20 protein-coding genes and 1 other RNA gene are annotated in these 23,972 nt (G+C 52.2%); 10 read left to right on the top strand and 11 right to left on the bottom strand.

The window, feature by feature from the left end; genetic code table 11:
• The first annotated feature begins 211 nt into the window (after window positions 1–211).
• From P159_RS19335 to P159_RS0107910, 5 genes are read left to right on the top strand one after another with little or no spacing between them, the layout of a single operon-like run.
• Window positions 212–1,522 (top strand): HAD family hydrolase, encoded by a 1,311-nt coding sequence (locus tag P159_RS19335; protein WP_051650237.1) that lies wholly within the window; start codon window positions 212–214, stop codon window positions 1,520–1,522.
• Window positions 1,523–1,555: 33 nt separating this feature from the next.
• The gene (locus tag P159_RS0107925) at window positions 1,556–2,926 is read left to right on the top strand and encodes a cytochrome ubiquinol oxidase subunit I (protein WP_029543003.1); all 1,371 of its coding nucleotides are present in this window, start codon (window positions 1,556–1,558) and stop codon (window positions 2,924–2,926) included.
• The gene (gene cydB / locus P159_RS0107920) at window positions 2,926–3,936 is read left to right on the top strand and encodes a cytochrome d ubiquinol oxidase subunit II (protein ID WP_029543002.1); all 1,011 of its coding nucleotides are present in this window, start codon (window positions 2,926–2,928) and stop codon (window positions 3,934–3,936) included. The genes P159_RS0107925 and cydB overlap by 1 nt, the downstream gene beginning before the upstream one ends.
• A 3-nt stretch (window positions 3,937–3,939) precedes the next feature.
• On the top strand, window positions 3,940–5,562 hold the full coding sequence (gene cydD / locus P159_RS0107915; protein WP_029543000.1) for a thiol reductant ABC exporter subunit CydD: 1,623 nt from the start codon (window positions 3,940–3,942) through the stop codon (window positions 5,560–5,562).
• Window positions 5,559–7,106, top strand: a complete 1,548-nt coding sequence (locus P159_RS0107910) for an ATP-binding cassette domain-containing protein (RefSeq protein WP_029542998.1) — start codon at window positions 5,559–5,561, stop codon at window positions 7,104–7,106. The genes cydD and P159_RS0107910 overlap by 4 nt, the downstream gene beginning before the upstream one ends.
• A 1-nt stretch (window position 7,107) precedes the next feature.
• Here the strand turns inward: P159_RS0107910 and P159_RS0107905 are convergent, their stop codons facing one another.
• The gene (locus P159_RS0107905; RefSeq protein ID WP_029542996.1) at window positions 7,108–8,841 is read right to left on the bottom strand and encodes a sulfatase-like hydrolase/transferase; all 1,734 of its coding nucleotides are present in this window, start codon (window positions 8,839–8,841) and stop codon (window positions 7,108–7,110) included.
• A gap of 175 nt (window positions 8,842–9,016) precedes the next feature.
• Between P159_RS0107905 and P159_RS0107900 the strand changes: the two genes are divergently transcribed.
• The 5 genes from P159_RS0107900 to P159_RS0107880 all read left to right on the top strand — a co-directional run bounded on the left by P159_RS0107900 (window position 9,017) and on the right by P159_RS0107880 (window position 15,633).
• Entirely contained in the window at window positions 9,017–10,810 is a 1,794-nt protein-coding gene (locus P159_RS0107900; RefSeq protein ID WP_029542995.1) for a methyl-accepting chemotaxis protein, read from the top strand.
• Between the two features lie 76 nt (window positions 10,811–10,886).
• Complete coding sequence (locus P159_RS0107895) at window positions 10,887–11,786, top strand: LysR family transcriptional regulator (RefSeq protein ID WP_029542993.1); 900 nt, start codon at window positions 10,887–10,889, stop codon at window positions 11,784–11,786.
• Window positions 11,787–11,977: 191 nt separating this feature from the next.
• On the top strand, window positions 11,978–13,819 hold the full coding sequence (locus P159_RS0107890) for an FAD-dependent oxidoreductase (protein ID WP_029542991.1): 1,842 nt from the start codon (window positions 11,978–11,980) through the stop codon (window positions 13,817–13,819).
• A 1-nt stretch (window position 13,820) separates the two neighbouring features.
• Window positions 13,821–14,768, top strand: coding sequence for a succinate dehydrogenase/fumarate reductase iron-sulfur subunit (locus P159_RS0107885; protein WP_029542989.1), 948 nt, complete (start codon window positions 13,821–13,823; stop codon window positions 14,766–14,768).
• 1 nt (window position 14,769) lies between these two features.
• Window positions 14,770–15,633: a CoB--CoM heterodisulfide reductase iron-sulfur subunit B family protein gene (locus P159_RS0107880; RefSeq protein WP_029542988.1), complete on the top strand. Its 864-nt coding sequence runs from the start codon at window positions 14,770–14,772 to the stop codon at window positions 15,631–15,633.
• 150 nt (window positions 15,634–15,783) lie between these two features.
• On the opposite strand, the gene ssrA is transcribed toward P159_RS0107880, so the two are convergent.
• The 10 genes from ssrA to P159_RS0107835 all read right to left on the bottom strand — a co-directional run bounded on the left by ssrA (window position 15,784) and on the right by P159_RS0107835 (window position 23,955).
• Window positions 15,784–16,132, bottom strand: a transfer-messenger RNA (tmRNA) gene (ssrA, locus tag P159_RS19925).
• Between the two features lie 92 nt (window positions 16,133–16,224).
• A complete protein-coding gene (gene nudC, locus P159_RS0107875) occupies window positions 16,225–17,061 on the bottom strand; it encodes an NAD(+) diphosphatase (protein ID WP_029542986.1) in 837 nt (278 codons plus the stop codon).
• Window positions 17,062–17,081: 20 nt separating this feature from the next.
• Complete coding sequence (locus P159_RS0107870; protein WP_029542984.1) at window positions 17,082–17,561, bottom strand: hypothetical protein; 480 nt, start codon at window positions 17,559–17,561, stop codon at window positions 17,082–17,084.
• A gap of 54 nt (window positions 17,562–17,615) precedes the next feature.
• Complete coding sequence (locus tag P159_RS0107865) at window positions 17,616–18,755, bottom strand: HipA domain-containing protein (protein WP_051650236.1); 1,140 nt, start codon at window positions 18,753–18,755, stop codon at window positions 17,616–17,618.
• Between the two features lie 105 nt (window positions 18,756–18,860).
• Window positions 18,861–19,913, bottom strand: a complete 1,053-nt coding sequence (locus P159_RS19330) for a tetratricopeptide repeat protein (RefSeq protein WP_051650235.1) — start codon at window positions 19,911–19,913, stop codon at window positions 18,861–18,863.
• 23 nt (window positions 19,914–19,936) lie between these two features.
• Window positions 19,937–20,401, bottom strand: a complete 465-nt coding sequence (locus P159_RS0107855; RefSeq protein WP_029542979.1) for a hypothetical protein — start codon at window positions 20,399–20,401, stop codon at window positions 19,937–19,939.
• A gap of 34 nt (window positions 20,402–20,435) precedes the next feature.
• The gene (locus P159_RS0107850) at window positions 20,436–21,380 is read right to left on the bottom strand and encodes a hypothetical protein (RefSeq protein ID WP_029542978.1); all 945 of its coding nucleotides are present in this window, start codon (window positions 21,378–21,380) and stop codon (window positions 20,436–20,438) included.
• Between the two features lie 18 nt (window positions 21,381–21,398).
• Entirely contained in the window at window positions 21,399–22,271 is an 873-nt protein-coding gene (locus tag P159_RS0107845; RefSeq protein WP_029542977.1) for a hypothetical protein, read from the bottom strand.
• Window positions 22,272–22,311: 40 nt separating this feature from the next.
• Window positions 22,312–23,337, bottom strand: coding sequence for a tetratricopeptide repeat protein (locus P159_RS0107840; protein ID WP_029542975.1), 1,026 nt, complete (start codon window positions 23,335–23,337; stop codon window positions 22,312–22,314).
• A gap of 33 nt (window positions 23,338–23,370) precedes the next feature.
• Window positions 23,371–23,955: a hypothetical protein gene (locus tag P159_RS0107835; RefSeq protein ID WP_185753671.1), complete on the bottom strand. Its 585-nt coding sequence runs from the start codon at window positions 23,953–23,955 to the stop codon at window positions 23,371–23,373.
• Between the last annotated feature and the right edge of the window lie 17 nt (window positions 23,956–23,972).

The raw sequence follows: 23,972 nt of genomic DNA, 5'->3' as shown, positions 1-23,972 counted from the left end.
CCTGCGGCTTTTCCTGCCTGTTTATTGATAACTTATCCGTAAAACTGTCCCTGTATTATAACACAAACGGCATAGCTATGGCTATAAAAAATAGATAGCTCGGAAAAGCTTCAAAAGAAAAAGGCAGCTGGCAAATGACACAACAGGCAGGATAAACAGGCATAAAAGTTGAATAACTACCCCAAACCTAGTAAGAATCGAGGTCATAAACATGGGACATAGTCTTATCATCAAACTTTGGCAGGCCTTTGTCATCCTCATTGCCTTTGGAGCAGGCTACTGGCAACAGATGCAGCAGGCACCTCTGGTGATGGTGATAGCCACCGCCCTCTCTGTACTGCTGGCAGGGCTTCCCCTGCCCCTGATTGCCTCCCGCCCTCTGGTCATGTACCGCATTGGCTGCCGGGCTGAGGAACTGGGCATCAATGTACATAAGAAAGGCAGTCTCTCAGAGCTGGCTTCTGCCTCTACGCTGGTACTCACCCACAGCCGCTTCCTCACCAGCGGCGCGGCCTTCATCACGGAGCTCATTCCCCAGGGCGTTTCCCAGGGAACACTGCTGTCCATGGCTGCCAGTGTGGAATCAGGCTCCACTCACCCCATTGCCCAACTCATCTGCCAGACTGCTTCCGACCGCCGTCTGCGGCTCCAGCCGGTGACGAATTTCAACGAGCTTCCCGGGCAGGGGGCGGAGGCCATCATCAGCCGCATTCCCGTACGGGTGGGCAATGCTGCCTGGCTGAAAAGCGAGGAAGCTGATATCAGCGCAGAATTTCTCACCAGGGCAGACCAGCTTTCCCTCAAGGGCATGATTCCCGTCTTTGTCTGCTCAGGCAAATACTCCCGGGGACTTATCGCCGTTCAGAGGGAAATCAGCTTCGACACCATCGCAGCCCTGCACAGGCTGCAAAAGCTGGGACTGAAGCTCATGTTGCTGACAGGGCTGAACAAGCGCAATGCCAGCTATATCAAGAAGCAGACCAACATTGACGACATACGCTTCGAGATTTTCCCGGAGCAAAAAACACGGGAACTGCACCTTATGCGCACCAGAAAAGACGTCATCGCCGTGCTGGGGGACTGTGAACTGGACAAAGAACTTATGGAAGCAGCAGATGTGCGCATTGCCTGGCTGCCCTCTGCCCAGGATAAAAAAGGCGAAACTCCCCCTGCCGAAGGCAAAGCAGAGGAAGAAACTCCCGGCCCCGACCCGGATTTCCCCGATGAGCCTCCCCAGCCGGAGGTGAAGGACAGCTTTGCTGCCAAGACACCAGTCAAGCCCCATATCAGCATTCCCCAAGGCAATTTCCTGGCACTGGCCAGGCTGCGCAACAGGGCGGCGGTGGGCATGAAACTGGTGAAGCAGCAACGGATGATTGCCATGGTGCTCTGCCTGGCACTTATGCTTCCTGCTACCAACACCCTGACGCCTTTCGGAGTTCCCTTCGTTGACCCTGTAGTTTCAATACTTGGCAATCTATTGATTGCCGTGTTCATTCTCCTTATTTCCTTCAGGGCGTGACTTATTCATATATATCTATGAGGAGGGTTGTTTATGGAAGCCTTGCTGCTATCCAGATGGCAGTTTGCCATCACCACGGTTTACCATTTTCTCTTCGTCCCCATTACCCTGGGGCTTTCCATCTTCACGGCTCTGCTGGAGACCTGCTATGTGCGGACTCAGCACCCGGAGTGGAAGCCCGTATGCAAGAAGCTCACGAAATTCTTCGGCACTATTTTCCTCATCAATTTTGCCATGGGCGTAGTCACAGGCATCGTGCAGGAGTTCCACTTCGGCATGAACTGGTCAGAGTATTCCCGCTTCATGGGGGATATCTTCGGCGCGCCTCTGGCCCTGGAAGCTCTCACCGCCTTCTTCCTGGAGTCCACCTTCCTGGGCATCTGGATGTTCGGCTGGGACAAGCTGTCGGAGAAAGCCCACTGCGCCTGCATCTGGCTGGTGGCCATCGGCAGCAACCTGTCCGCCTTCTGGATCCTGGTGGCCAACTCCTTCATGCAGCACCCTGTGGGCTATGCCGTGAACAACGGCCGGGCTGAGATGACAGATTTCTTCGCCCTGGTGACCAATCCCTATGTGGTTGGCGAGTACACCCACGCCCTTTGCGCAGGCCTGGCCACAGGCGGCTTCGTGGTGCTGGCGGTATCCGCCTGGAAGATTGCCCATGACTATGATTCCAAAGAAGCCTTCAAGCAGACCCTGAAAGCCGGGGCTGTCTATATGCTGGTGGGCACCCTTGGCGTCATGGGCACTGGCCATCTCCATGCCCAGTACCTGCGGGAAGCCAACCCCATGAAGCTCTCCTCCATGGAAGCACTCTGGGAGACGGAAAATCCCGCCCCCTTCGCCATCATGGCGGATATCAACCAGGAACAGGGCAAGAATGACTTTGAGATTGCAGTCCCCGCCCTCTTCTCCTTCATGCTCTACAATGCGCCTGAGGGCGAAGTCAAAGGCATCAACGATTTGCAGAAAGAAGCTGTAGCCAAGTACGGGGCCGGCGACTACCGTCCCGATGTGACAGGCCTCTTCTGGAGCTTCCGCATCATGGTAGGTGTGGGCGGCCTCATGGCTTTCATCGCCGGTGCCATGGGCTTTTTAGCCTGGACTGGCAGGCTGGATAACTTCAGCTGCGCGCTGAAGCTGCTGCCCTGGCTGCTTCCCCTGCCCTTCATAGCCAATTCCGTGGGCTGGTTCATCGCCGAGGGAGGGCGCCAGCCCTGGATAGTGGTAGGCCTGCAGAAAACTGCCGATGCCGTTTCTCCCAATATCACGGGAGGCGAGGTGTGGCTTACCATGATTGGCTTCACTGTAATCTATCTCCTGCTGGCCATGGCCGCCCTCTATGCGGCCTTCCGCTTCATCAACCGCACCAAAGTCCTGCAGACAGAAGGGAGGAATGGATGATGGAACTGAACGTCTTATGGTTCGTGCTGATTACCGTGCTCTTCACGGGCTTCTTCTTCCTGGAGGGCTTTGACTACGGCGTGGGCGGCCTTGCCCCCTTCATGGGACGCACCGATGAGGAACGGGGCATGATTATCCGCACCATCGGCCCCGTCTGGGACGGCAATGAAGTGTGGATGATCACCGCCGGCGGCGCCCTCTTTGCCGCTTTTCCCCACGTTTATTCCACCATGTTCTCCACTTTCTACCTGGCCCTGTTCCTGATGCTGGTGGCCCTGATTCTCCGGGGGGTAGCCTTCGAGCTGCGGGGCAAGGCTGACTGCCTCTGCTGGCGCAGGTTCTGGGAAGGCTGCATCGCCTTCGGCAGCATCGTGCCCGCATTCCTCTGGGGTGTGGCGGTCACCAATCTCATCGCAGGACTGCCCATCAACAATGAAATGCATTACCTGGGCAGTTTCTACGATCTGCTTTCCGCCTATACCATCGTGGGAGGTTTCACCTTCCTGACAGTATTCCTCTTCCACGGGGCCGCCTTCCTCACCCAGCGGCTGGGTGACTACGGGCTGGTGCTAAGGGCCAGGGATTTTGCCTTGAAAACCGGGGCTGCGGCCATCTTCTTCTTTGTGCTGTGCTTCGTGCTCACGGCTACCAAGACCGACCTTTTCCACAGCTTCCCCGCCGCCCTGCTGCTGGTGCTGACAGGAGTGCTCTTCATTGCCGGCTACATTTCCATGGGGCAAGGCAAGTTCAGGGGCAGCTTCATCTGCTCCTCCCTGGCCATCGTAGCTGTCTCCTGCTCCTTCTTCACGGGACTTTTCCCCAGGCTGATGGTATCTTCCATCAACCCGGCTTTCAGCCTCACCATTGAGAACGCCTCTTCCACTCCCTACACCCTGTCCATCATGACCGTGGCAGCCCTGGTGCTGGTGCCCATCGTGCTGATCTATCAGGGCTGGTGCTACTGGGTGTTCAGGCACAGGGTTACGGGCAAGGATTTAGGAAACCACTGAACCATGAAAAACAATCTGCTCTACCAGACCTGCCATAAACACAAAAACATAACCTTCCGCCTTTTCGCTCTTGAAGCTGTGGGCAGTCTGCTGCTGCTTGGAGCCTCAGGAACACTGGCACATTTGATGGAATCTGCCAGACAGCTTTCCCTGGGAGCTGGCAATATGGAAGCAGCACCGGCTTTGCTGGTGCTGCTTTTTGTGCTGTGCCTGCGAAGCCCTGCACGATGGCAGCAAAGGAAATATCTGAATGCGTTAAGCCACCATTGCCGCATGGACTGCCGCCAGAAACTACACGAAAGTCTCTTTTCCCCCGCTGAGAACACGCAGGAGATTTCAGCCGCTGCCTTGGAAACCACAGAAGCCCTGGGCAGGTATTTCTCCGCTGTGCTGCCTAACATACTTAGCCTCCTAATCCTTATGCCCATCATGCTGGCTTCTGCCCTGGCCCTTGATTATGTAACAGCAGGACTGTTCCTCCTGACCCTGCCCATCGCCCCTTTCCTGCTCTACCTGATTGGCACAGTCACCAGGGAGCGGACTGCCAGGCAATGGCAGGAACTGCTACGGCTGACCAGTGAATTCCGCGAACTATTGGCAGGCATGATTTCCATCAAGCTCTTCCGGCAGGGTGAAGGACAAAAGTCGCGGCTGGCAGAATTGAGCCGTGATTTTTCTGCCGCTTCCCTGCAGGTACTGCAGACTGCCTTTATCTCCAGCTTTGCCCTGGAGCTCATCACCACCCTTTCCATCGCCATTGTGGCCGTCAGCATCGGCTTCCGCCTGCTGGGAGGCGGCCTGGAGTTCGAGCCGGCCTTCTTCCTGCTGCTTATCACGCCCTTATATTATCAGCCCCTGAGGCAGGCTGGCGCCTCCTTCCATGCGGCTATGGAAGCCCGGACTGCCGAAAAGAAGCTGGAAAAGTATCTGGCAGAACCTCCCGAACTTGCAGGTCACAAGGGGCAGCTGCAGATTCCCCCCGCCCTGCGCATAAGCCATCTCTCCCTTGGCTATGAGGGACGTCAGCAGCCTGTATTCAAGGGACTAAGTCTTGCTATCCCCGCAGGCTGCAAAGCTCTCCTCACCGGCCCCAGCGGCTGCGGCAAGAGCACTCTGCTAAAGGCCATAGCAGGACTGAGCCTGCCCCTAACTGGAGAAGTCCTGCTGAATGACAGCGATGTGCTGAAGCTGGCTCCCGTCAGCCGTCAGAAAATCATCAGCTATCTGCCCCAGGAGCCAAAGATTTTCTCTGGCACTTTGTCAGAAAATCTGGCCCTATTTCAGGACGTTCCCAAGGAAAGAATGGTGCAGGCCCTGCGTCTGGCCTCCCTGGAAAACTGGCATAAGTCTTTGCCTGAGGGGCTTGATACCAGGCTGGGCGCAGAAGGCATCAGCCTGTCACAGGGGGAACGGAAACGGCTGGGACTTGCCCGCCTTATCCTGCAAAACCGACCATTGGTGCTCCTGGACGAGCCTACCAACGGACTGGACAGCCAGACAGAAGCAGCCGTAATACGTGCTCTTGAAGCCTTCAGCCACCGACGCACTCTGCTGATAGTTTCCCACCGCCCTGCCCTAAGGGAGTGGGCTGAAAAAATCTTCAACTGGGAGGAGCTATTGCCATGACAGAAACCTTGAAACTCTTGCTCTCCCATACGGAAAAGAAGACTCTGCTCCCTCCCCTGCTGGCAGGGCTGATGGCAAGTCTCACAGGACTGGGCCTTATGGGCGCCGGAGCCTGGCTTATCGCCAAGGCTGCTCTCCAGCCTCCCCTCTACACCCTTGCCCTGGGCGTTACCTGTGTCAGAGCCTGCGGCATCTTCCGGGCGGTGTTCCGCTATCTGGAAAGGTATTCAGGCCATAAGCTAGCCTTCAACGCTTATTGCCAGCTTCAGGAATCTGTTTATGCCCTTGCCTTGTCAATGCTTCCCCTGAAATCAGGCACCCTGTCCCAAGGGCTGTGGCTGGAACGGCTTATCAGGGACTGCAGCCTGCTGCGGGATGCCTATGTGCGCGCCCTGCTGCCCCTGGCATTGAATCTTGTCATAACCATTGCCTTCTGTTGGATATTGTATGACTGTCACCCCTTGCTGTCCCTGACCCTGCTCCTAACCTTCGAAGTCATGGCAGCCCTTGGCTGGCTTCTGACCAGGGAACCAAGGTCATCCCCTGCCAAGTCAGCCTATCGGCAGGAACTGCTGGAAATGGCAGAAGGCAGGGAAGAACTGCTGACGGCAGGTTCTGCTCCGCCTTCCTTGATTCGCTTGCAGGAGCGTGCTGAACGCTGGCAGCTGCAACAGGCAAAGGAACAAGCACGAAACTGCTGGCTGGAGCTTCTGCTCTCCCTTGTCAAATACTCCGGCTTCACCTTGCTATTCTATCAGCTCTGCCTGCTGGTACCCGCCAGGATGGATTACATTGAACTGGCCGTCTGGCTGCTGCTCCTGCTGACCCTCTGCCAGGATTACAATGTGCTGCTCCCTGCACTTGAACAAATGAAAGAAGCCAGGGCAGCAGGCAAGTCTCTTGCAGTCGCTGCTTCAACTTCCGCCTCAACTGCAGCCTGCAAAGGCGATTTATTGCAGGTTGATAACCTGACCTTTGGTTACAATGACCAGCCCCTTTTCCATAACCTCTCCTTCACCATCGCCCCCCATCAGCACACAGCCATCATGGGCGAAAGCGGCAGGGGGAAGACCACCCTGGCTTATCTGCTGGCAGGACTTTACCAGCCAGAGGACGGGACAATCAAGCTTTCCGCCCCGCCCGCCGGGAATCTGCAAGGGTGCTTCATTTTCAGCGGGTCCATCAGGGAGAACTTCCTGCGGCTGCATCCGGAACTGCCAGAGGAAGAAATGATGGCCTGCCTGGAAACAGCACAACTTACAGACTGCCTGACCAGCCTCCCCCAGGGACTTGATACCCCCTTGGGCTTTGACGGCAGCAGCCTGTCAGGCGGGGAACGCAACCGCCTGCTCACCGCCCTGGCCCTTGCCGCCCCTTCTCCCCTGCTGCTCCTTGACGAACCCACCGCAGGACTGGACAAAAAAACAGCGTCCCGGCTGCTTGAGGCACTCTTTGAAAGAGTGCAGGAACAGAGCAGGACGCTGATAATTATTACACATGAATTGAATATATTGGATAGGTTTAGGCAGGTTATCGAACTTTAATTCACTTCCCCAATATCTCCTTGTCAAAATCCCGGCCCTGCACCATGCGGGGCCTTTTTTCATTGAAAGCAGGATTCACAATGCTCTTGGCAGGGTCATACTCTGCCGTGGCAATGTCCAGCAGATCCAATACAGTATGAATCATATCGTCTGTCATATAGGGACGGTTCACTGCTGCCTGGAGCTGTTCCCATTTATCACTGTGCTTGCTGCGGAACTCAGGTGAGCCCCAGAACACCATCGGCACCTCCAGCATTTCCTGGGTGGGGTTCTCCTCCACATGGCCGCTGCGGTAACCGTGGTCGTAAACTGCCTCCCCGTGGTCTGGCAGATAGATGATGAGAGCATCCTTATCCCGAAACTTGCCAATGAGGGAGCTGACCACAAAGTCATTGTAGAACAGGGCATTCTCATACTGGGCGATTTCCGTGCGCTTTTCTTCAGAAAGCCCATCCTGGGGCGGAGGTACATCTTCCGCCCTGAATTTTGTGAAGAGATAGGGAAAGCGCAGATAGTAGAGGCTGTGGCCCCCCATCAGATGCAGCACCATGAACTGCTTCTGCCCGGGCTGAGCCTCTGCCAGAGCTTCATCCACCAAAGGGAAAAGCTCCTCATCCAGCCTGCCGCTTTCTTCGTGAGACTCTCTTATCTGGGTATAGCGGCTCAAATCACTGCGCTGGCTGTAGAACTGGCTGACATTGCCCCAGATGCCAGAACTTTCCTGATTGGAAAGCCAGGAAGTCTTATACCCCGCTGCCTTCATGATATCTATGAGATTGTTGTATTTGTACCAGGTGTCCGTGTTCTCCGCATCTGCAAAGGTGAAAAGTTCCCTGAGCACCGCCGCTGTGGCCCCCTGGGGAGCGATGACCTCGCGAAAGACTGCCAGTTCCCCCTTGCCATAAAGGTCATCTAGATTGGGCGTATTCTCCAGCGGGTAGCCATAAAGATGCAGACGGCGGCGGTTGGTGGACTCTCCCACAATGAAAACCACATAGGGCACAGAACTGTCATTGCGAATAAGCTCAGGCTCCGTGGCGGCCTGAGTGATGATTTCCTCATAGGAACGCATATTGGTCATGGCCGTATCAAGGGAAAGTCCCACTCTCACCACAGGAATGTCCAGGTCATTGTTGACGATGAAATTGTGGTACTGCTGGAAAAGCACACCTCCCGCCCCGGCTCCCGCCAGTAGCAGGACCAGCAGCAAACGGCTGCGCCAGTGCCCCGAGGGATAGTTCCAGCGCAATTCCTGCATATAGTGCCAAATGCCCACACAGAGGGCAAGGAAGCCAAAGGCCAGGACAATACCAAAAATCCCCACATAGCGGGCAAAGAACTCCCCCGCCTCCTGTGGATTGGTCTGCATCACCGCCGTGATGATGCCCGCCCCAATCTGGGCGCGGTAATTCCAGAGGGCAAAGCACTCCAGCCCTCCCAAGAGCGCCGCGACAAAAAAGGACAGGCCGGCCAGCGCGCGCCTGACAGGTCTTGCAGGTACCAGTCCCAGCAGCCCCACATACAGAGCTGCCCCCGCCAGCACGAAGACGCCATCCACCAGCAGCACTCCCAGCTGCTGGTCTTTGTAATGCTGCAGGTTCAGATAGCAGATGGTGAACCAATTCAACAGGAACAAGGCCATGATCAGCCCCAGATTTTTTTCTGCGAAACGCTTGCCCCTGGCCCAAAGGCGTAAAAGCTGCGCTTTGATTTTCCTAAGTCTTTCGGAGAGCATTTCTCCACCTCCATGGCATCTATGATACCACATACGATTCCCAACATAAAATCCCTTAAAATTCTGCCTAATTTACCATTTTTCTTTGTCTGGTGAAGGATTTTCTCCCATCTGAAACGAATTATTCCATATTACCACGGAATCGTTTTTCATTTTCAATACTAGGAGGATGGCTATGTTTAACTTCAAATCCGTCCGGGACAGGCTGACTGTGCTGTTCGTGCTGCTGAGTGCAGCATCGACCCTGACCGTCGGCGCCTTCTTCATTGTGTCCCAGATACGCAGCAACAATGAGCAGGTGGAAACCTACAGGGTCGAGCTTGCCCAGCAGTATGACCGGGAACTGAAGATGCAGACTGAAGGCATCATCTCCGCCATCGAAGGCATCTACAAGGAACAGCAGGCCGGCCGCATACAGGAGGCCGAGGCCAAGAAGCTGGCCATGGAAGCTATCCGCAACACCCGCTTCGATGAGGGCAAGGGCTACTTCTCAGTAGATGAGCGCCGCACAGGCATCTGCGTGGTGCACCCCATCCAGGGAGCCAAGGTAGAGGGCAAGGACCGCTCCCAGAACAAGGACAGCCAGGGCGTCATGTACATGCAGGACATGTTCAAGGCAGCTGACGCAGGCGGCGGCTTCGTAAACTACTCCTTCCCCAAGCCCGGCGAGAGCACTGACTCTCCCAAGCGCACCTATGTAGGCTATTTCAAACCCTATGACTGGGTCATCGATACCGGCTCCTACATCGACTACATCGATGCCAGAGCCAATGAATACGCTGACGAGATGCAGAGCAAGCTGAACAGCCAGATCATCATTTCCATCATCCTGCTGGCTGTCATCGAAGTGCTGGTAGTCATCATCAGCATGCGCCTGGCCCAGGCCTTTGCTGACCCCATTGTCTTCGTCACCCGCCGTCTGGGGCAGTTTGCCGAAGGCGACTACCGCAAGGAACCCATCCGTGAAGACTGGGTGAGCCGCAATGACGAAATCGGCGGCATGATGCATTCCATAGGCAATCTTGCTGGCAGCATGCGCGGTCTTCTCAACACCATCACCAGTTCTGCCGAGCAGGTAGCCTCCGATGCTGCTGACCTGACAGAGCGCACCGAGCAGTCCTCCCAGGCCAGCCACAGCGTAGCCGTGTCCATCACCGATGTGGCCGGAGCCGCCAACAACCAGCTGAACGCCGTCAATGACGCCACCCAATCCATCGACCGGCTGGCAGAGACCATGAACCGTGTCTCCAGCAGCGCCGAAGACACCGCTGCCAATACCCGCCGGGCTGCCCAGGCCGCCCAGAACGGCCAGCAGGTGGTCTCCCGCACCGTCAGCGACATGGAACATCTTAGCCAGGCCGTGGAGAGTTCCGCCGCCCGCATCCGGGAGCTGGGGGCTCGCTCCGACACCATCGGCCAGATTACGGATACCATCTCCAGCATCGCCGAGCAGACGAACCTCCTGGCTCTCAACGCCGCCATCGAGGCAGCCAGGGCTGGCGAGCAGGGCCGAGGTTTCGCCGTAGTAGCTGAGGAAATCAGGAAACTGGCTGCCCAGTCCGAAGAAGCAGCTTCCCAGATTGCCCAGCTCATCGGGCAGATCCAGGAAGACACCAAGCACGCTGTGTCCAGCATGAACGACGGCACCCAGCAGCTGGTCACCACCAAGGAAAGCGTCAGCCAGACCGGCTCCGAATTCCAGGATATTGCCCAGCTCATCGAGAGCATCTCCAAACAGTCTGACCGCATTGCCCAGGCTTCCCGCTCCGCTACGGAAGATGCCACGGGCTGCCAGCAGTCCATCCAGGAGATTGACAATATGAGCAAGAACGTGGTGGCAGAATCCGAGAACGTCTCCGCCGCTACGGAAGAACAGTCAGCCTCCATGCAGGATATGGCTCACTCCTGCCGGGAGCTGGCCAATATGTCTGAGAAACTCCGCCAGGCCGTCACCAAGTTCAAGGTCTGAAACCGAATCGCTCCCCCATCGGCTGGCGGCCTTGTCTGCCAGCCGATTTTAAATCAAGAAAACAGGAAGGGATATTATGATAGATGAACACGAATGGCGCAGCGTATTGCAAGTGGCCAAGGACGGGACTTTCTCCCTGGCCGCCAAACACCTCTTCATCTCCCAGCCCTCCCTTTCCCAATGCATCAAGAAAATCGAGGGAGAGCTGGGCATGCAGATCTTTGACCGCAGCAAGAGCCCTTTGCAGCTGACAGAGGCGGGACGCATCTATATAGAAGCCGCCCACCAAATGAAAGACCTGCGCAAGAATCTCCTGAGCCGGGTGGACGACCTCTCGGAGCTCCGCTCCGGGCAGGTGCGCATAGGCAGTTCCCGCACCCGCTCTGTATGTGTTCTGGCAGATGCCATGGTAGCCTTCCACCAGCGCTATCCCAATATCCAACTATCCGTAGTCGAAGGCTCAACTTCCAGGCTCCAGGAGCATATCCTCCAGGGGCACGTGGACTTTTCCCTGCTCTACACTCCTCTGCCGGATACTTTCCGCACCATTCCCCTCATGGAGGAGCGCGTGTTCGTAGCAGTGCCGCAGCACCACCCCATGGTAAGCCAGTACAACGGGGTACAGCCCCTGCCCTATCCGGTCATTTCCTTCAAGGCTTTCCAGGACGAGCCTTTCATCATCCTGAAACCCAGCCGGTGCATGAGGACCATTTATGACAATCTCTGCAAGACCACCGGCGTGAAGCCCCGTGAGGTCTTCGAGGGAGACAGCGTCCTGAGCGCCGCAGAGCTTTGCTCCCGTGGCATGGGAGCCACCCTCATCACGGATATGCTCATCAGGCTTGGTGCCCGCAAGGAGCCTCCTTTCTTCTTCGCACTGAAGGAAAATATAGAGGCCAGGCAACTGGTAGCAGCCTACGGAGCAAACCAGCAGCTGTCCAAAGCTGCCCAGGTATTCCTGCAGTTCATACGGTAAGACCGCCTTCCTCTCAGAGGAAGGCTTTTTAATTTCCAATAGCCCCTTCCCAAACCTATTGAAAAATCAAATACCTCATATAAGAAAGATGTATTTTACCATAGACAATAGTAAATGCTACAATAAAGCCGATTTATTTTGTATTGTTATTTTGAGTTGCATGATTTTTTCGCAACAGGAGGGCTTGTACTATGTCAACTACCATCTCACGCCGCACATTCATAAAAGGTGCGGCAGCTGCAGGCGTAGCTTTGGCTGCAGGGTCATACTTCACCTGGAATGGGCAGAACATTCCCAAATCTGTGCAAAAAGGTGAAGTCACCTACGATGTGCTGATTATCGGCAGCGGCGGCGCTGGCATGCGCGCAGCCCTGGCAGCAGCCGAGAACAAGGACCTGAAAGTGGCCGTCATGACCAAGCTGGTGCCCACCCGCTCCGCTTCCACCATGGCCCAGGGCGGCATGAACGGCGTCACCGGCGTCACTGACCCGGAGGACAGCGTGGACTCCCACATGTTCGACACCATCAAGGGCGGCGACTACCTCTGCGACCAGGATGCAGTGGAATACTTCGCCCAGCGGGCCGGCGAGAACATCTATGAGATGGATTTCATGGGTTATCCCTACAACCGTCAGAAGGACGGCGCTTTCCATCAGCGCAAGATGGGCGGTTCCTCCCACCCCAGGGCTGCTTACTTCGAGGACCGCGCAGGCCACGCCATGGTACACGCCCTCTTCGAGCAGTGCCTGAAGAACAACATCGACTTCATCTCCGAGTGCCAGATGCTGGAAATCAGCATGGACGGCGACAAACTCAACGGCGTCATCGCCATGGATATGCGCAGCGGCAACCTCCTGGGCGTGGCTGCCAAGACCGTCATCATAGCTACCGGCGGCTATGGGCGGGTCTACTGGATCCGCACCTCCAATCCCTACAGCTCCACCGGCGACGGCATCGTGGCCGGCATGAACATCGGCATCCCCTTCAAGGATCCCGAAATGGTGCAGTTCCACCCCACTGGCCTTTCCGCCAACGGCGTGCTGCTCTCCGAGTCCAGCCGCGCTGAGGGTGCTCTCCTCATCAACAAGGACGGCGAGCGCTTCATGGGCAAGTATGCTCCTGAGAAGAAAGAGCTGGCCACCCGCGATATCGTGGCCCGTGCCATTGCCACGGAAATGCTGGAAGGCCGCGGCATCGGCGAAGGCATCCATGCAGGCGTCTACATGGACTTCCGCCACATTCCTCCCGAGCGCATCGACGAGCGCCTGGGCCAGGTCTGGGATCTCTCCAAGCGCTTTGCCGGCGTGGACATCAAGAAGGAAATGGTGCCCATCGCTCCCACCTGCCACTACTCCATGGGCGGCCTGGAAATGGCCGACTTCCACACCGGCGCCTCCCGTGTGCCCGGCGTCTTCGTAGCAGGTGAGTGCAGCTGCGTTTCCATCCATGGCGCCAACCGCCTGGGTGCCAACTCCCTCTCCGAGGTGCTGGTCTTCGGCCACACCGCAGGCGACGGTGCCGCAGCCTATGCCAAGGAGCACAAATACGAGGGCAATCAGGAGAAGATGGCCCAGGACTGCGCCAAGTGGCAGGACAAGTTCACGGAAGTCACCACCCGTGACCGCTCCGCAGGCAAGACTGTGCCCGAGATCCGTGATGCCATGGTCAACACCATGTGGTACAAGGTGGGCGTCTTCCGTGAGGAGAACCAGCTGCTGGAAGCAGCCCAGGAACTCACTGCCCTAGAGAAAGAATACGAGCACTGCTACGTGGGAGATACCTCCCATGTGTACAATACCGCCTTCGAGCAGTACATCGAGCTGGGGAACCTCCTGCAGGTGTCCCACAGCATCGTGCAGGGAGCCATTGCCCGCAAGGAGAGCCGTGGCGGCCATTCCCGCCGGGATTATCCGAAGCGCGATGATGTGAATTTCCTCAAGCACACACTGATTTTCAAGAAGGATGGCGGCTACCACACCGAGTACAAGGACGTTGTCATCACGAAGTATCAGCCGAAGGAAAGGAAGTACTAAAATGGACGTAACGCTGAATATACACCGCTCCGTAGAGGGCAAGCAGTGGGTGCAGAAGTACAAGCTGCCTGTGACTGTGGGCATGACTGTCCTGGAAGCCCTGACCGTGGTGAAAGAGACCCAGGACCCCACCCTCTCCTTCACCTGCTCCTGCCGCTCCAGCATCTGCGGCGCCTGCGCCGTGAAGGTCAATGGCAATGCCGAGCTGGCCTGCGAGATTCTCGTGGAGAACCTGCTGAAGCGCTATGACACCGATACCCTCACCATCGAGCCTCTGGGCAATTTCCGTGTCATCCGCGACCTGATTGTGGACTGGGATCCCAAGTATGCCCGACTCAAGAAGATCAAGCCCGCTCTGGAGCCGAAGCCCGAATTCACGGCAGAGACCGGCTGCAAGCAGAGCCCTGAGGAATTCAACAAATTCAAGAAATACGCAGGCTGCATCCTCTGCGGCTCCTGCGTTTCCGAATGCAACAAGAACACCCTGAACCAGGATGACTTCCTGGATCCCTTCGTATTCGTGAAGGCAGAACGCCTGGTAGCAGACAGCCGCAACCGCGACCCCAAGCAGCATCTCCAGGCTGTGCAGGATTCCGGTCTCTGGCGCTGCTTCAACTGCCAGGAATGCACCGCCAAGTGCCCCAAGGGCCTGGACCCCGCCGGTGCCATCGAGAAGCTCAAGGAAGCTACCTTCAAGATGGGCCTCAGCCAGGGAGTTGGCGGCAAGCACGCCAAGGCCATCTACGATGACATCTCCGATTCCGGCATGCTGGACGAGTCCAAGCTCAACATCAAGTCCGAGGGCTTCCTCATGGCCGGCCTGCGCCTGCCCATGGCCCTGCGCCTCATGAACACGGGCAAGATGAATCCGCTGGAATCCCATCCCGTGAACCCCGATATCAAGACCATCCAAGCCGTTGTAAAGGCCGCGGAAAAGGAGGCAGAATAATATGAAGTACGCATTTTTCCCCGGCTGTGTCCTGAAAGGAGCGGCTGCCGAGGCCTATACTTCCATGAGCAAAGTCTGCGAGAAGCTGGGCATCGAATTGGTGGAAATCGAGAACTGGACCTGTTGCGGCGCGTCCCACGCTCAGGGCGTCAATGATCTGGCAGCCCTGGCAGTCAATGCCCGCAACATCTCCATCGCCGAGCATATGGGCCTGCCCATCATGACGGTCTGCAACACCTGCACCCTGCAACTGCGCACAGCCAAGCACCGCCTGGACAGCGACCCCAAGCTCAAAGAAAAGGTCAATGGCATCCTCAAAGAAGGCGGCCATCCCTACGAGTACAAGGGCACTTCCGAAATCACCCACTTCCTCTGGGTGCTGGACAAGAACCTTGACCTCCTGAAGGGCAAGATCACCAAGCCCTTGAGCGACCTGCGGGTGGCAGGCTATTACGGCTGCCACATCCTCCGTCCCCAGGAAATCATGAATCACGAGGACGGCAAGCATCCCCAGTCCCTGGAGCGCCTCATCGAGGCCCTGGGTGCCAAGAGCGTGGAATTCGATGCCAAGCGCAAGTGCTGCGGCTTCCACGCCCAGCTGGCAGCAGAGCACGACGTGCTCACGGTGACTGGCCAGATTGTGGACAGCGCCAACAAGGCAGAGGCCGATGCCATCGTCACCCCCTGCCCCCTCTGTCAGATGCAGCTTGATATGTACGAGCCGGAAGGCCGCGAGGCCGTCCACAGCCAGGCTGAAGTCCCCATCCTGCACATGCAGCAGCTGGTAGGCTTCGCCTTGGGCCTCAGCAAGGAAGATGTAGGCTTCAACCGCCACGTTTCCGCCCAGGCCAAGCTCAAGATCTAAGGTGCTTCTCTAACATTTGCTTGCCCCATATATACATATACACATCTCAAAACGGCCCCCGGAGTGTAGATCCGGGGGCCGCTTTGACGTCCGCAAATTTTTCCATAGTCAAAGAGCCGCCCCTGCCGGGACGGCTCTGTACTATTCTTTTGGTGGAGATGAGGAGAATCGAACTCCTGTCCGAAAATATTGCTACACCGACTTCTCCGAGCGCAGTTTGTGGATTAGTTTAAGGAATCAGCCCCCCACAAACAAGGAACCTCATCCCGATTCCGATAAAAAGTTCCCCAGCAGGCCCTCGGACAAAACCTGCCAAGTATCCCACATTTGGCCTCTCTTCTGTCTTAGTGGGAGTCAGTCAGAGAGAGGTGGCTTTAAGCAGCCAGTGCGTAATCTTCGTTAGCTTTTATATTTAAGCTAGTTGCCAATTTTAACGAGATCAGGCGTCTCGGCTCGCTATCGACATACCATCTATCCCCGTCGAGACCATTACATCCCCACAAGATAAAGACACACCAAGCGATTACGCTATCTTCATTATAGAGCAGCCTGTATCAGCTGTCAACAGGCACACTCTGTTTCTGCGTATATTCAGCGCACGCCTGGCTCTCTGCCTTCCTTGAACACCATCATCATCTCATTTGTCAGGCTCAAATCATCTGTCTGCCCCTCGATTTCTGCCCGTGGCACCCAGCGGCCTTCTTTAAGCTCATTTCTCTCCAGCTTTATTTCCGTATCCCCGTCCACATCACAGTAGAACCCCATCAGGAGATCCTGTACGCTGCCCCAGGGCTGGGACTTGTAATAGCGCAGGTTCTTCACCTTCAGCCCTGCTTCCTCCATGACCTCCCGGGCCACACACTCCTCCAGGGTCTCGCCGATTTCCGTGAAGCCTGCAATCAGGGCGTAAAAGGACATGGGGCGGTTGGCGTATTTCGTCATGAGAATGCTGTCGCCATTGATAACCCCCACAATCACCGCAGGCATCAGCCGGGGATAAATCACATGGCCGCAATCTGGGCATTTCAGGGCCCGTTCACTTTCTGAATGAACTGTCCTGCTGCCGCAGCGCCCACAGAATTTGTTGTCCCGGTACCATACAGCCAGATGGAAGGCTGTATAAGCTGCATACATCAGAAAACGCGGTCCCTTCAGCTTGTAACGTATATCCCTCAGGCTCAGGTAATGATACCCGGGCAATTCTGCCACACTCTCTGCCAGATAGAAGTCTCTTTCGTCTATGGAAAACAAATAGCGGCAGGACGCATCTGCCGGTAGTTCCTCACGCAGGGGGAAACATATCTCTGCTACCCCCTCGCACACCAGCAAGCTGCCTCCCTGAACGCATATTACCGTATCCTTCGGTCCGCACGCCTTTTCCGGCCTGTACTCGTTCCTGAGTTTCATGGGTGATATATCCTGTATCATCTCAGCAAGATCTCCTTCCTTTATCCTACGTCATACTTTCTCGATATTTCCATGCAGCGGTATAAAAACAGCTTGGAATTAGCAAAATCATCCAGCCTGCCAATTTCCTCAAAGATGCGCCTATCTGCTATCTCCCCCCTGGTTCTGGCAAAGACCCGCGCATCTATTTCCGTGGGAGAAAAGAGATACCAGGCCATATCCCGCTTCAGCCTGTTGCACCGCCTGATATACCCCTCCTCCAGCATCTCATGCTGCATGAGGTGGCGGAACTCATGGTAAACGGAATTTTCCACATCCTCCTGGGAAGTGTGCTCACCAAGGTCAATGACTATGCGGTAAGAGCCGTCATCATCAAAAAATGTATACGCCTTCTGCCCGGGATAGCCTGTAGGCGCGTAGTATATCTTGCCAGCAAGGACGAGTGGGAACCTCTTAAATAATGCTGCAAAAAGCCCGTCGGCCCTGTGCTTCCATAGCATCTGCTTAATACCCTGAAACAAATTCCTCCCCTCCTAAAGAAGCGCAGCCTATAATAGTATATCTAGGCCGATTCATCACGCCAGCCTGTCCTGACGTCCTGCAATCTGCTCCGCAATTGTTTTGACATTATAGAGCAGATTGTCCATACGCTCTCTGTCAAAAAGATCATTTTGGCTGTATATATCTTCTATCAGCCGCCAAAGCAGTGCTTCATCCAGCCTTGCCACTTGCAGGTCTGTCCTGCCCAGCAGCTTTACCTGCTCTGCATGTGTATCGCGGAAGGGCTTGGAGGGCTGGTCTTTGAACTTCATCCTTTTGTTGAGCTGCAAATACCAAAGGCTGTTGCCATTGTCAAAAATAGGCGCCATACCAACAAATTGGCGGGTTTCTACATTCCTGACAAAGCCGAAATTGCCATAATGGCGATCTGCATTGTTGATGAGGTAATCAAACATGAGCATTTCATCTATCTCCTGCCTGACCACAGGAATAGAAAGCTCCTCCATGCAGCGAAAGAAGTGCTGATAACTGTTTTCATGGTTCAGTTTTGGCACAGTTCCCAGAATCTCCAACGCCGGGATATACTCCGTCTCGGTTGTGGCAAATGTTTCACAGGCACTATATGCCTTTTCTCCGCTCTCATCCTGCACCAAACTATAGCTGACATGTGGCAACCCCAGGATTTCCAGCAACCGTGCGGCAAAGACTTCATTGTAGGGCTGCTGGTCAAAGGGGGCAGAGCCTTCTTTGTAAAGGATTCTCCTGCCCTGCTCAATTTTCCAGTACTTTGGCAGGTCACCATTTGAACTGCTGTCCGGCGTATAGCTTGAGCCGTCCTGTCCGGATATTGATCTGAAGGACTGCTCCGCAAAGTCATGCTCAAACAAATTCACATCGTGCCAGCCGAAATCTGCCCCTTCCGGCTTGAACCAATACTGGTCTGACAAGTTAAGTCCCAAGCTCTTGAAGGACAAGGCACTGGGAGTCTCCACCTGATAAGCTGCCAGCATGGCTGCTACATCCTGACGATTGGCAGAAACACTGCGATTATCTATCCACTTCTGCAATGCCCCCCGATAATCGCTGCTATAAAAAACCGACAAGGGCAGATATTCCCGATTCTCCACCCGCACCTCACCGGCAATGCGCCCTGACTGCTCATTCACTTCAAAGCTGCCCACGACGACATCTTTGCACATAAGCTGAAACTTCATCGCCACACAACCTTCCCAAGCTTTTTTTACATTATACCAAAAAAGCCCCGACTGTTGCCAGCCAGAGCCAATTTTGCAGTCAAATATGCACTTATAACCTATAACCTAATGCTCCTCCATAACCCCTACAATCATATCCCGGTTCAGACGGGCAGCCTCCATCCCCGGGTTCAAGGCTAAGGACTTATTATAATCCCGCAAAGCTTCTGAGTAGTGTCCCAGCTGCATATAAGCATTGCCACGGATATAGAACGCATCTGCATAGTCAGGCTTCAGAGTTATTGCTCTGCTCAGATCAGCAACCGCCTGCTCATAATTTCCCATGCTATATAGTACAAAGCCCCGCCCTCCGTAGGCGGTGGCATAGCTACCGTCAAGGGCAATGGCACGGGAAAAATCTGCCACGGCCCTGCCATAGTCCTTCATCTTTCCATAGGCAATACCTCTATTATGATAGGCATAAGCAAAATCTGGATTTTTGGCAAGCGCCTCAGAAAATAGCCCAGCCGCTTCAGCGAATTGCCCCTCGCCCAACAGCCTTGCACCTTGCTCGTTCAGGCCCGCAGCCACAAAACCTTCGTCATTGCGCCTAACCTCCTGACGGATTTCCTGTCTTTCACTCTCAGTAGAAGCATTGGCAAAGCGCTGCTTCAAAGTCTCCATTTCCTGGTTCAGCCTTACCACTTCCTCCGTCAGTTCTTTATTCTGCCGGACGGCATCAGACAGGGCAGCCTTATCCTTCACCATGGAGGCATTGATATTATCCGTATCCACCAACACCGTCACATGGCATTCATAGCGAAGCACATCCTCTGTGATTGGCACCGCCCTGAACTTTGGCGTACCCTGCAGCTGCATGACCTGGGCAGAAATGACCATGACCTCATCATGGGTAAGCTGCCCCTCCTTCACAAAGGAAAGGCTCTCCACGAACACCCCCGCCTTCTCCCCGGCGTTTCGCATGGCTTCATTCTTGGCCCTTTCCTTGGCCACGGATATGTTCTCATCCAGCCCGTCACCTATGGTGTAGAAGCCGTCTCCCTCGATGATTCGGTGCTCGGCAGCAACCAAAGGCACAGCCGCTATCCCCCAGAGCCAAGCCATCAAAAAAAACATCCCTGCCCCAAGGTGCCAAGACCAGCTCTTTTTCCTTATCATCTAATCCGCTCCTCACTCTCCCGCTACCCTTGTACTTTTATTTCCCTAATGCGTGCCCTGTTATCCGTAGTTATCCACATACGTTTTTTACCATTGTTCGCATAAAATGTTCTTGCACCATTGGAAACTATAGCACCATAGCCAAATTTATCAAACACGCTTGACATGGGTATTCCAACCCTAATACCGGAAGGCGTTCCTATTCCATTTGCTTGCGATACTACCATACTATAAACTACACCATCATAAAAATCCAGACGGAAGGCATCGCCATACATCAAATATGCCAGCTGTCCTTGAGAACCTATAACCCGCTGAGTTGGCGGACCATAGATACCTACCACATATTCTTCATCTGCACCTATATGAATATCTCCTAGCATAAATTCTGTTTCAGGCAGACTAGCTGCAGAGCAATGCGCTGAAATCGAAACCACTAACAAAAATAACGTCATTTGAAATAACTTGGACAATGACTTCATGTTCATCTTTCTCCCTTCTGATTGTAGAACATATTCGACCTTAAATCGCTAATCCCACTTCAAATTTCTTCATACATTCTACCAACGTTTTAATGCGGTAATTCACACTATATCGCTTTATAAACGGCGAAAGAAGCACAGGGTGTTCTTTAAGATGAAGTAAGTAAAAGTTCTGACCATTATTATCTGGCAGTTTAATATTTCTAATATCCTCAGAACTAGTAAATTCAGGGTATTCATGTTCTAAAATTGTAAGAATTTCATCAGGCGCACCAAAGAAAACAATCCATGATGTTGGTACAGAGATAGCATCTATAAACTCCATCAAATTCTTAAAATATGCCATGTATTTTTTGTTGTCCAACAACTCCTTTGCCGTAAACTGCATACGTTTTGACTTATAAGGAATCATTTCTGCCGTAAGAACAGGCTTTTCCGTGAAGCGGTTGAGGAACAATTTTGCAGTTGTATCTTCCTTATCATAACCATTCTTCTTGTTTTTAGCGCACATGGCCTGGACTTCCGGCCATGTGTCATAAATTTCATCCTTTCCCATCAGTGCCATATGCATACGAAGTACATAGCGATAATAGTCTGTTTCCAATTCAATTTTATTCTTGCTTAAGAAAGTGTCATATGTAGTATCTGTGCTGTCTTCACGAATGTCTTTTTGTGGAACGCAATAATCTATGATATCTTGCCAACGAACATCTTCCCATTTCCATTTCTTGCATCTATCTAACGGAGCTCCTGGATTCAGCCCTATCCATACAAGTTCAGCCTTGCGATTACCTCCGCTGTAGCAAAAGGGGAAGGGCTCATTGCCATTCTCTATATCCACAGTCAATGTAGGCATCAATAGTTTTTGGATTTCCTGACAGCTTTTCTCTAGTGCCTCTCTTGATTCTTTCTCCCCTATATAGTCATCCAGTGACTGCCCTGCAATACTCTCCATAAGTTCCTTGAATTTCTTTTGAGTATCCACCACGGACCCTCCTTTACATCAAAACCATTTTTCCAAATCAAAAATTTTCTTCAATACAATCGGAATTTCCACATCGTACTCCAAAATATCAGCATACTCCACGAACAACCTGTACTCCCTAACTGCACTTTTAGCATCACCTCCTCTTTCCAAAAGTATAGCCTTACCATAATGCCAACCTGCTTCATTTGCATCAAGAGAAGCTGCTTTATCATAGTCTTTTTTAGCTAGATCAAACTGTCCCTGCGCCCTATATATATGTCCCCTATGACTATATACAGATGCAATATCAGCACCTTCAGCTATAATCTCATTATATCGAGCAAGTGCTTCATCCTTTTTTTGCTCTCTCTCCATCTTGATTGCTTCATAGAAGCTCTTAATATTAATCTGATACGCAATCAAAGGATTATCTTTTTTCAACTCACTGTACTGATTTTTTATTCGCTTATACTCTTCATTTAATTTATCCTTATCTTTTTCGATACGTTTTGCCTCTACAATTTCGTGTATCATTTTTTCAGCAATATCTACATCCAATTCGCCTTTTACCGAAGCCGTTATTATGATATTACCGTTAGGAGCGATGTTTTTATTATAATTCTTTGATTTTACTTTTATTATCGTAGCAGTAACCATTTCAATTTCATCAGCTGACAACTGATTATCCACACTTGTTGAGCTACTTGTAATTGCTACTGCTGCTTGTTGTGAAATACTGCGCACTGCTTCTGTAAAGGCACATTCCTCCCCATATTTGACAGAATCTTTTCCTGTCATCATATATTCACCTTTGCCATCAGTCACCATTATTTCAGCTTTTACTACCCCAAACTGCATTGTTAAACACATCATCAAAACCAAAAGCACTTGCCATAATTTTTTTGCCATAAAATCTTACACCCCAATAACTAATAAACTGTTATTTGATTCACCACAATCTTTCAGCAGTAAATTTCCCGTCCCTTTTTGCTTTTGCTATAATTAAATTATATCGGTGATCCTTATCCCTACCATCAAGTTCCATGGCTTTCTCCAAATATTGTATAGCTTTATCATACTGACCAATCTCTATATAAGCTATACCTAAATTCCCATAAGCCTTGGCATAATTCTGATCTATTGCAATTGCTTTTTGATATTCATTTATCGCTTTGTCATATTCCTCGAGTTTATAATAAATATTCCCCAGATTATAATGAGGTTCTGTGTATGCTGAATCAATAATTGTTGCAAAAACATATCCTTCGTTAGCTTTTGCAAAATCTCCATAAGCCTCATAAGCAACAGCACGGTTATTATATGCAAAAGCATATTTAGGATTAAGTGCCAACGCCTGATTATTATTCACTATCATACCTTCATAATCCGCATTCTTCCAATTTCTCCCCCCTTCTTCAAGCATAAGCAATGCTTTATACTCCCTATCTTGTCTCATCTTTTCTCTTTCTGCTTCCAAATCATCAATCGTACCATTATTGATTTTGTTCCTTAGTTCGCTTAGCTCAATTTCCAACTTTTTCTTATCCCTCTCTAATGTATAGTACTGCTCTTTTATACGATTTCTTACCTCTTCTCGTATTTTCATATAATCATCTATATCTGAGGTGTCAACTGACGCAACTATTTCAACACGTATTTTAATCTCTCCACTTGAAAGCATGATTTTTTTAACATCTTTATTTATGACTTTTATTTGTTGACTCGTAATAACTTTTATATCATCCTCCACCACTTGCATTTTCTCTGCATGAGTATAATTTTCCACATATACTCCAGCCTGTTCCGCTGCTGCCTGCTTTGCATAATCTAAGGCGTGAGCTTCACTTATTTCCATCGTGTCCACATTGCTCATAACATATTCACCAACAGAAGAAAATTTCGCAACAGATGCGTTAGCTTCATTTATGTACACCAGCATACCCAGTACACATATTATAAATATTTTATATTTCACACTACCGCCCCTTTATAAAAAATTTAACGCAATCTACTTTGCGTATATTTTTATCTTCGTTGCCCACAACAGTCTATCAAAAGTTTTCACACCATAATATATCCTATTGTTTCCGTAGAATTCAAAATCTTGTTCCTTGTTATTCCATACACTTAGATTATCCAGCGCTTTATGGATTTGAGCTAAATCTTTTTCTGCAAACATTTTTGATGAAACAAGCGTCTGCTCCAGCAACACAAAAGCTAAATCATCATTCACTTTAGGATACTGACGAGACACAATTGGTGAATCTTGCTTCAGTATCATTTCTATTGCCAGCACCTCACCTTTTCCGTTTACACAGAAACGAACTCTTTGATCACCTCTCCCTCCCAAACGATACTCATAAACTGTTCCGTCTCCTGTTTCATCTATCAACTTTTTATTTTTAGCCACACAATAACCACTAAAATCTCCATATTTCAGTTCCTGCTTTTGTATAATTGCTTCATTATACTCCTCCACTATATAGTCTAAAGATAAATCGTCAAACATTGGCATGTTACAGGCAGAACATATATTCACTCCCAGTACACATATAAAATAAGCCATTATTAAAAATGTTTTCTTATAAACCAAGTACAACACCACTCTTC

Origin of the sequence: Selenomonas sp. AB3002 (assembly GCF_000702545.1) — a bacterium.
In the GTDB taxonomy this organism is placed as follows: domain Bacteria; phylum Bacillota; class Negativicutes; order Selenomonadales; family Selenomonadaceae; genus Selenomonas_B; species Selenomonas_B ruminantium_A.
The sequence above is the reverse complement of the archived record's forward strand: the minus strand, read 5'-3'. Positions and strand labels throughout refer to the sequence as shown.

Coding starts and splice junctions, on each gene's coding strand:
- P159_RS0107900 (WP_029542995.1), top strand. CDS start 9,017: ATGTTTAACTTCAAATCCGTCCGGGACAGGCTGACTGTGCTGTTCGTG.
- P159_RS19330 (WP_051650235.1), bottom strand. CDS start 19,913: ATGATAAGGAAAAAGAGCTGGTCTTGGCACCTTGGGGCAGGGATGTTT.
- nudC (WP_029542986.1), bottom strand. CDS start 17,061: ATGATACAGGATATATCACCCATGAAACTCAGGAACGAGTACAGGCCG.
- P159_RS0107910 (WP_029542998.1), top strand. CDS start 5,559: ATGACAGAAACCTTGAAACTCTTGCTCTCCCATACGGAAAAGAAGACT.
- P159_RS0107885 (WP_029542989.1), top strand. CDS start 13,821: ATGGACGTAACGCTGAATATACACCGCTCCGTAGAGGGCAAGCAGTGG.
- P159_RS0107925 (WP_029543003.1), top strand. CDS start 1,556: ATGGAAGCCTTGCTGCTATCCAGATGGCAGTTTGCCATCACCACGGTT.
- P159_RS0107890 (WP_029542991.1), top strand. CDS start 11,978: ATGTCAACTACCATCTCACGCCGCACATTCATAAAAGGTGCGGCAGCT.
- P159_RS0107855 (WP_029542979.1), bottom strand. CDS start 20,401: ATGAACATGAAGTCATTGTCCAAGTTATTTCAAATGACGTTATTTTTG.
- P159_RS19335 (WP_051650237.1), top strand. CDS start 212: ATGGGACATAGTCTTATCATCAAACTTTGGCAGGCCTTTGTCATCCTC.
- cydB (WP_029543002.1), top strand. CDS start 2,926: ATGGAACTGAACGTCTTATGGTTCGTGCTGATTACCGTGCTCTTCACG.
- P159_RS0107905 (WP_029542996.1), bottom strand. CDS start 8,841: ATGCTCTCCGAAAGACTTAGGAAAATCAAAGCGCAGCTTTTACGCCTT.
- P159_RS0107865 (WP_051650236.1), bottom strand. CDS start 18,755: ATGAAGTTTCAGCTTATGTGCAAAGATGTCGTCGTGGGCAGCTTTGAA.
- P159_RS0107895 (WP_029542993.1), top strand. CDS start 10,887: ATGATAGATGAACACGAATGGCGCAGCGTATTGCAAGTGGCCAAGGAC.
- cydD (WP_029543000.1), top strand. CDS start 3,940: ATGAAAAACAATCTGCTCTACCAGACCTGCCATAAACACAAAAACATA.
- P159_RS0107880 (WP_029542988.1), top strand. CDS start 14,770: ATGAAGTACGCATTTTTCCCCGGCTGTGTCCTGAAAGGAGCGGCTGCC.
- P159_RS0107845 (WP_029542977.1), bottom strand. CDS start 22,271: ATGGCAAAAAAATTATGGCAAGTGCTTTTGGTTTTGATGATGTGTTTA.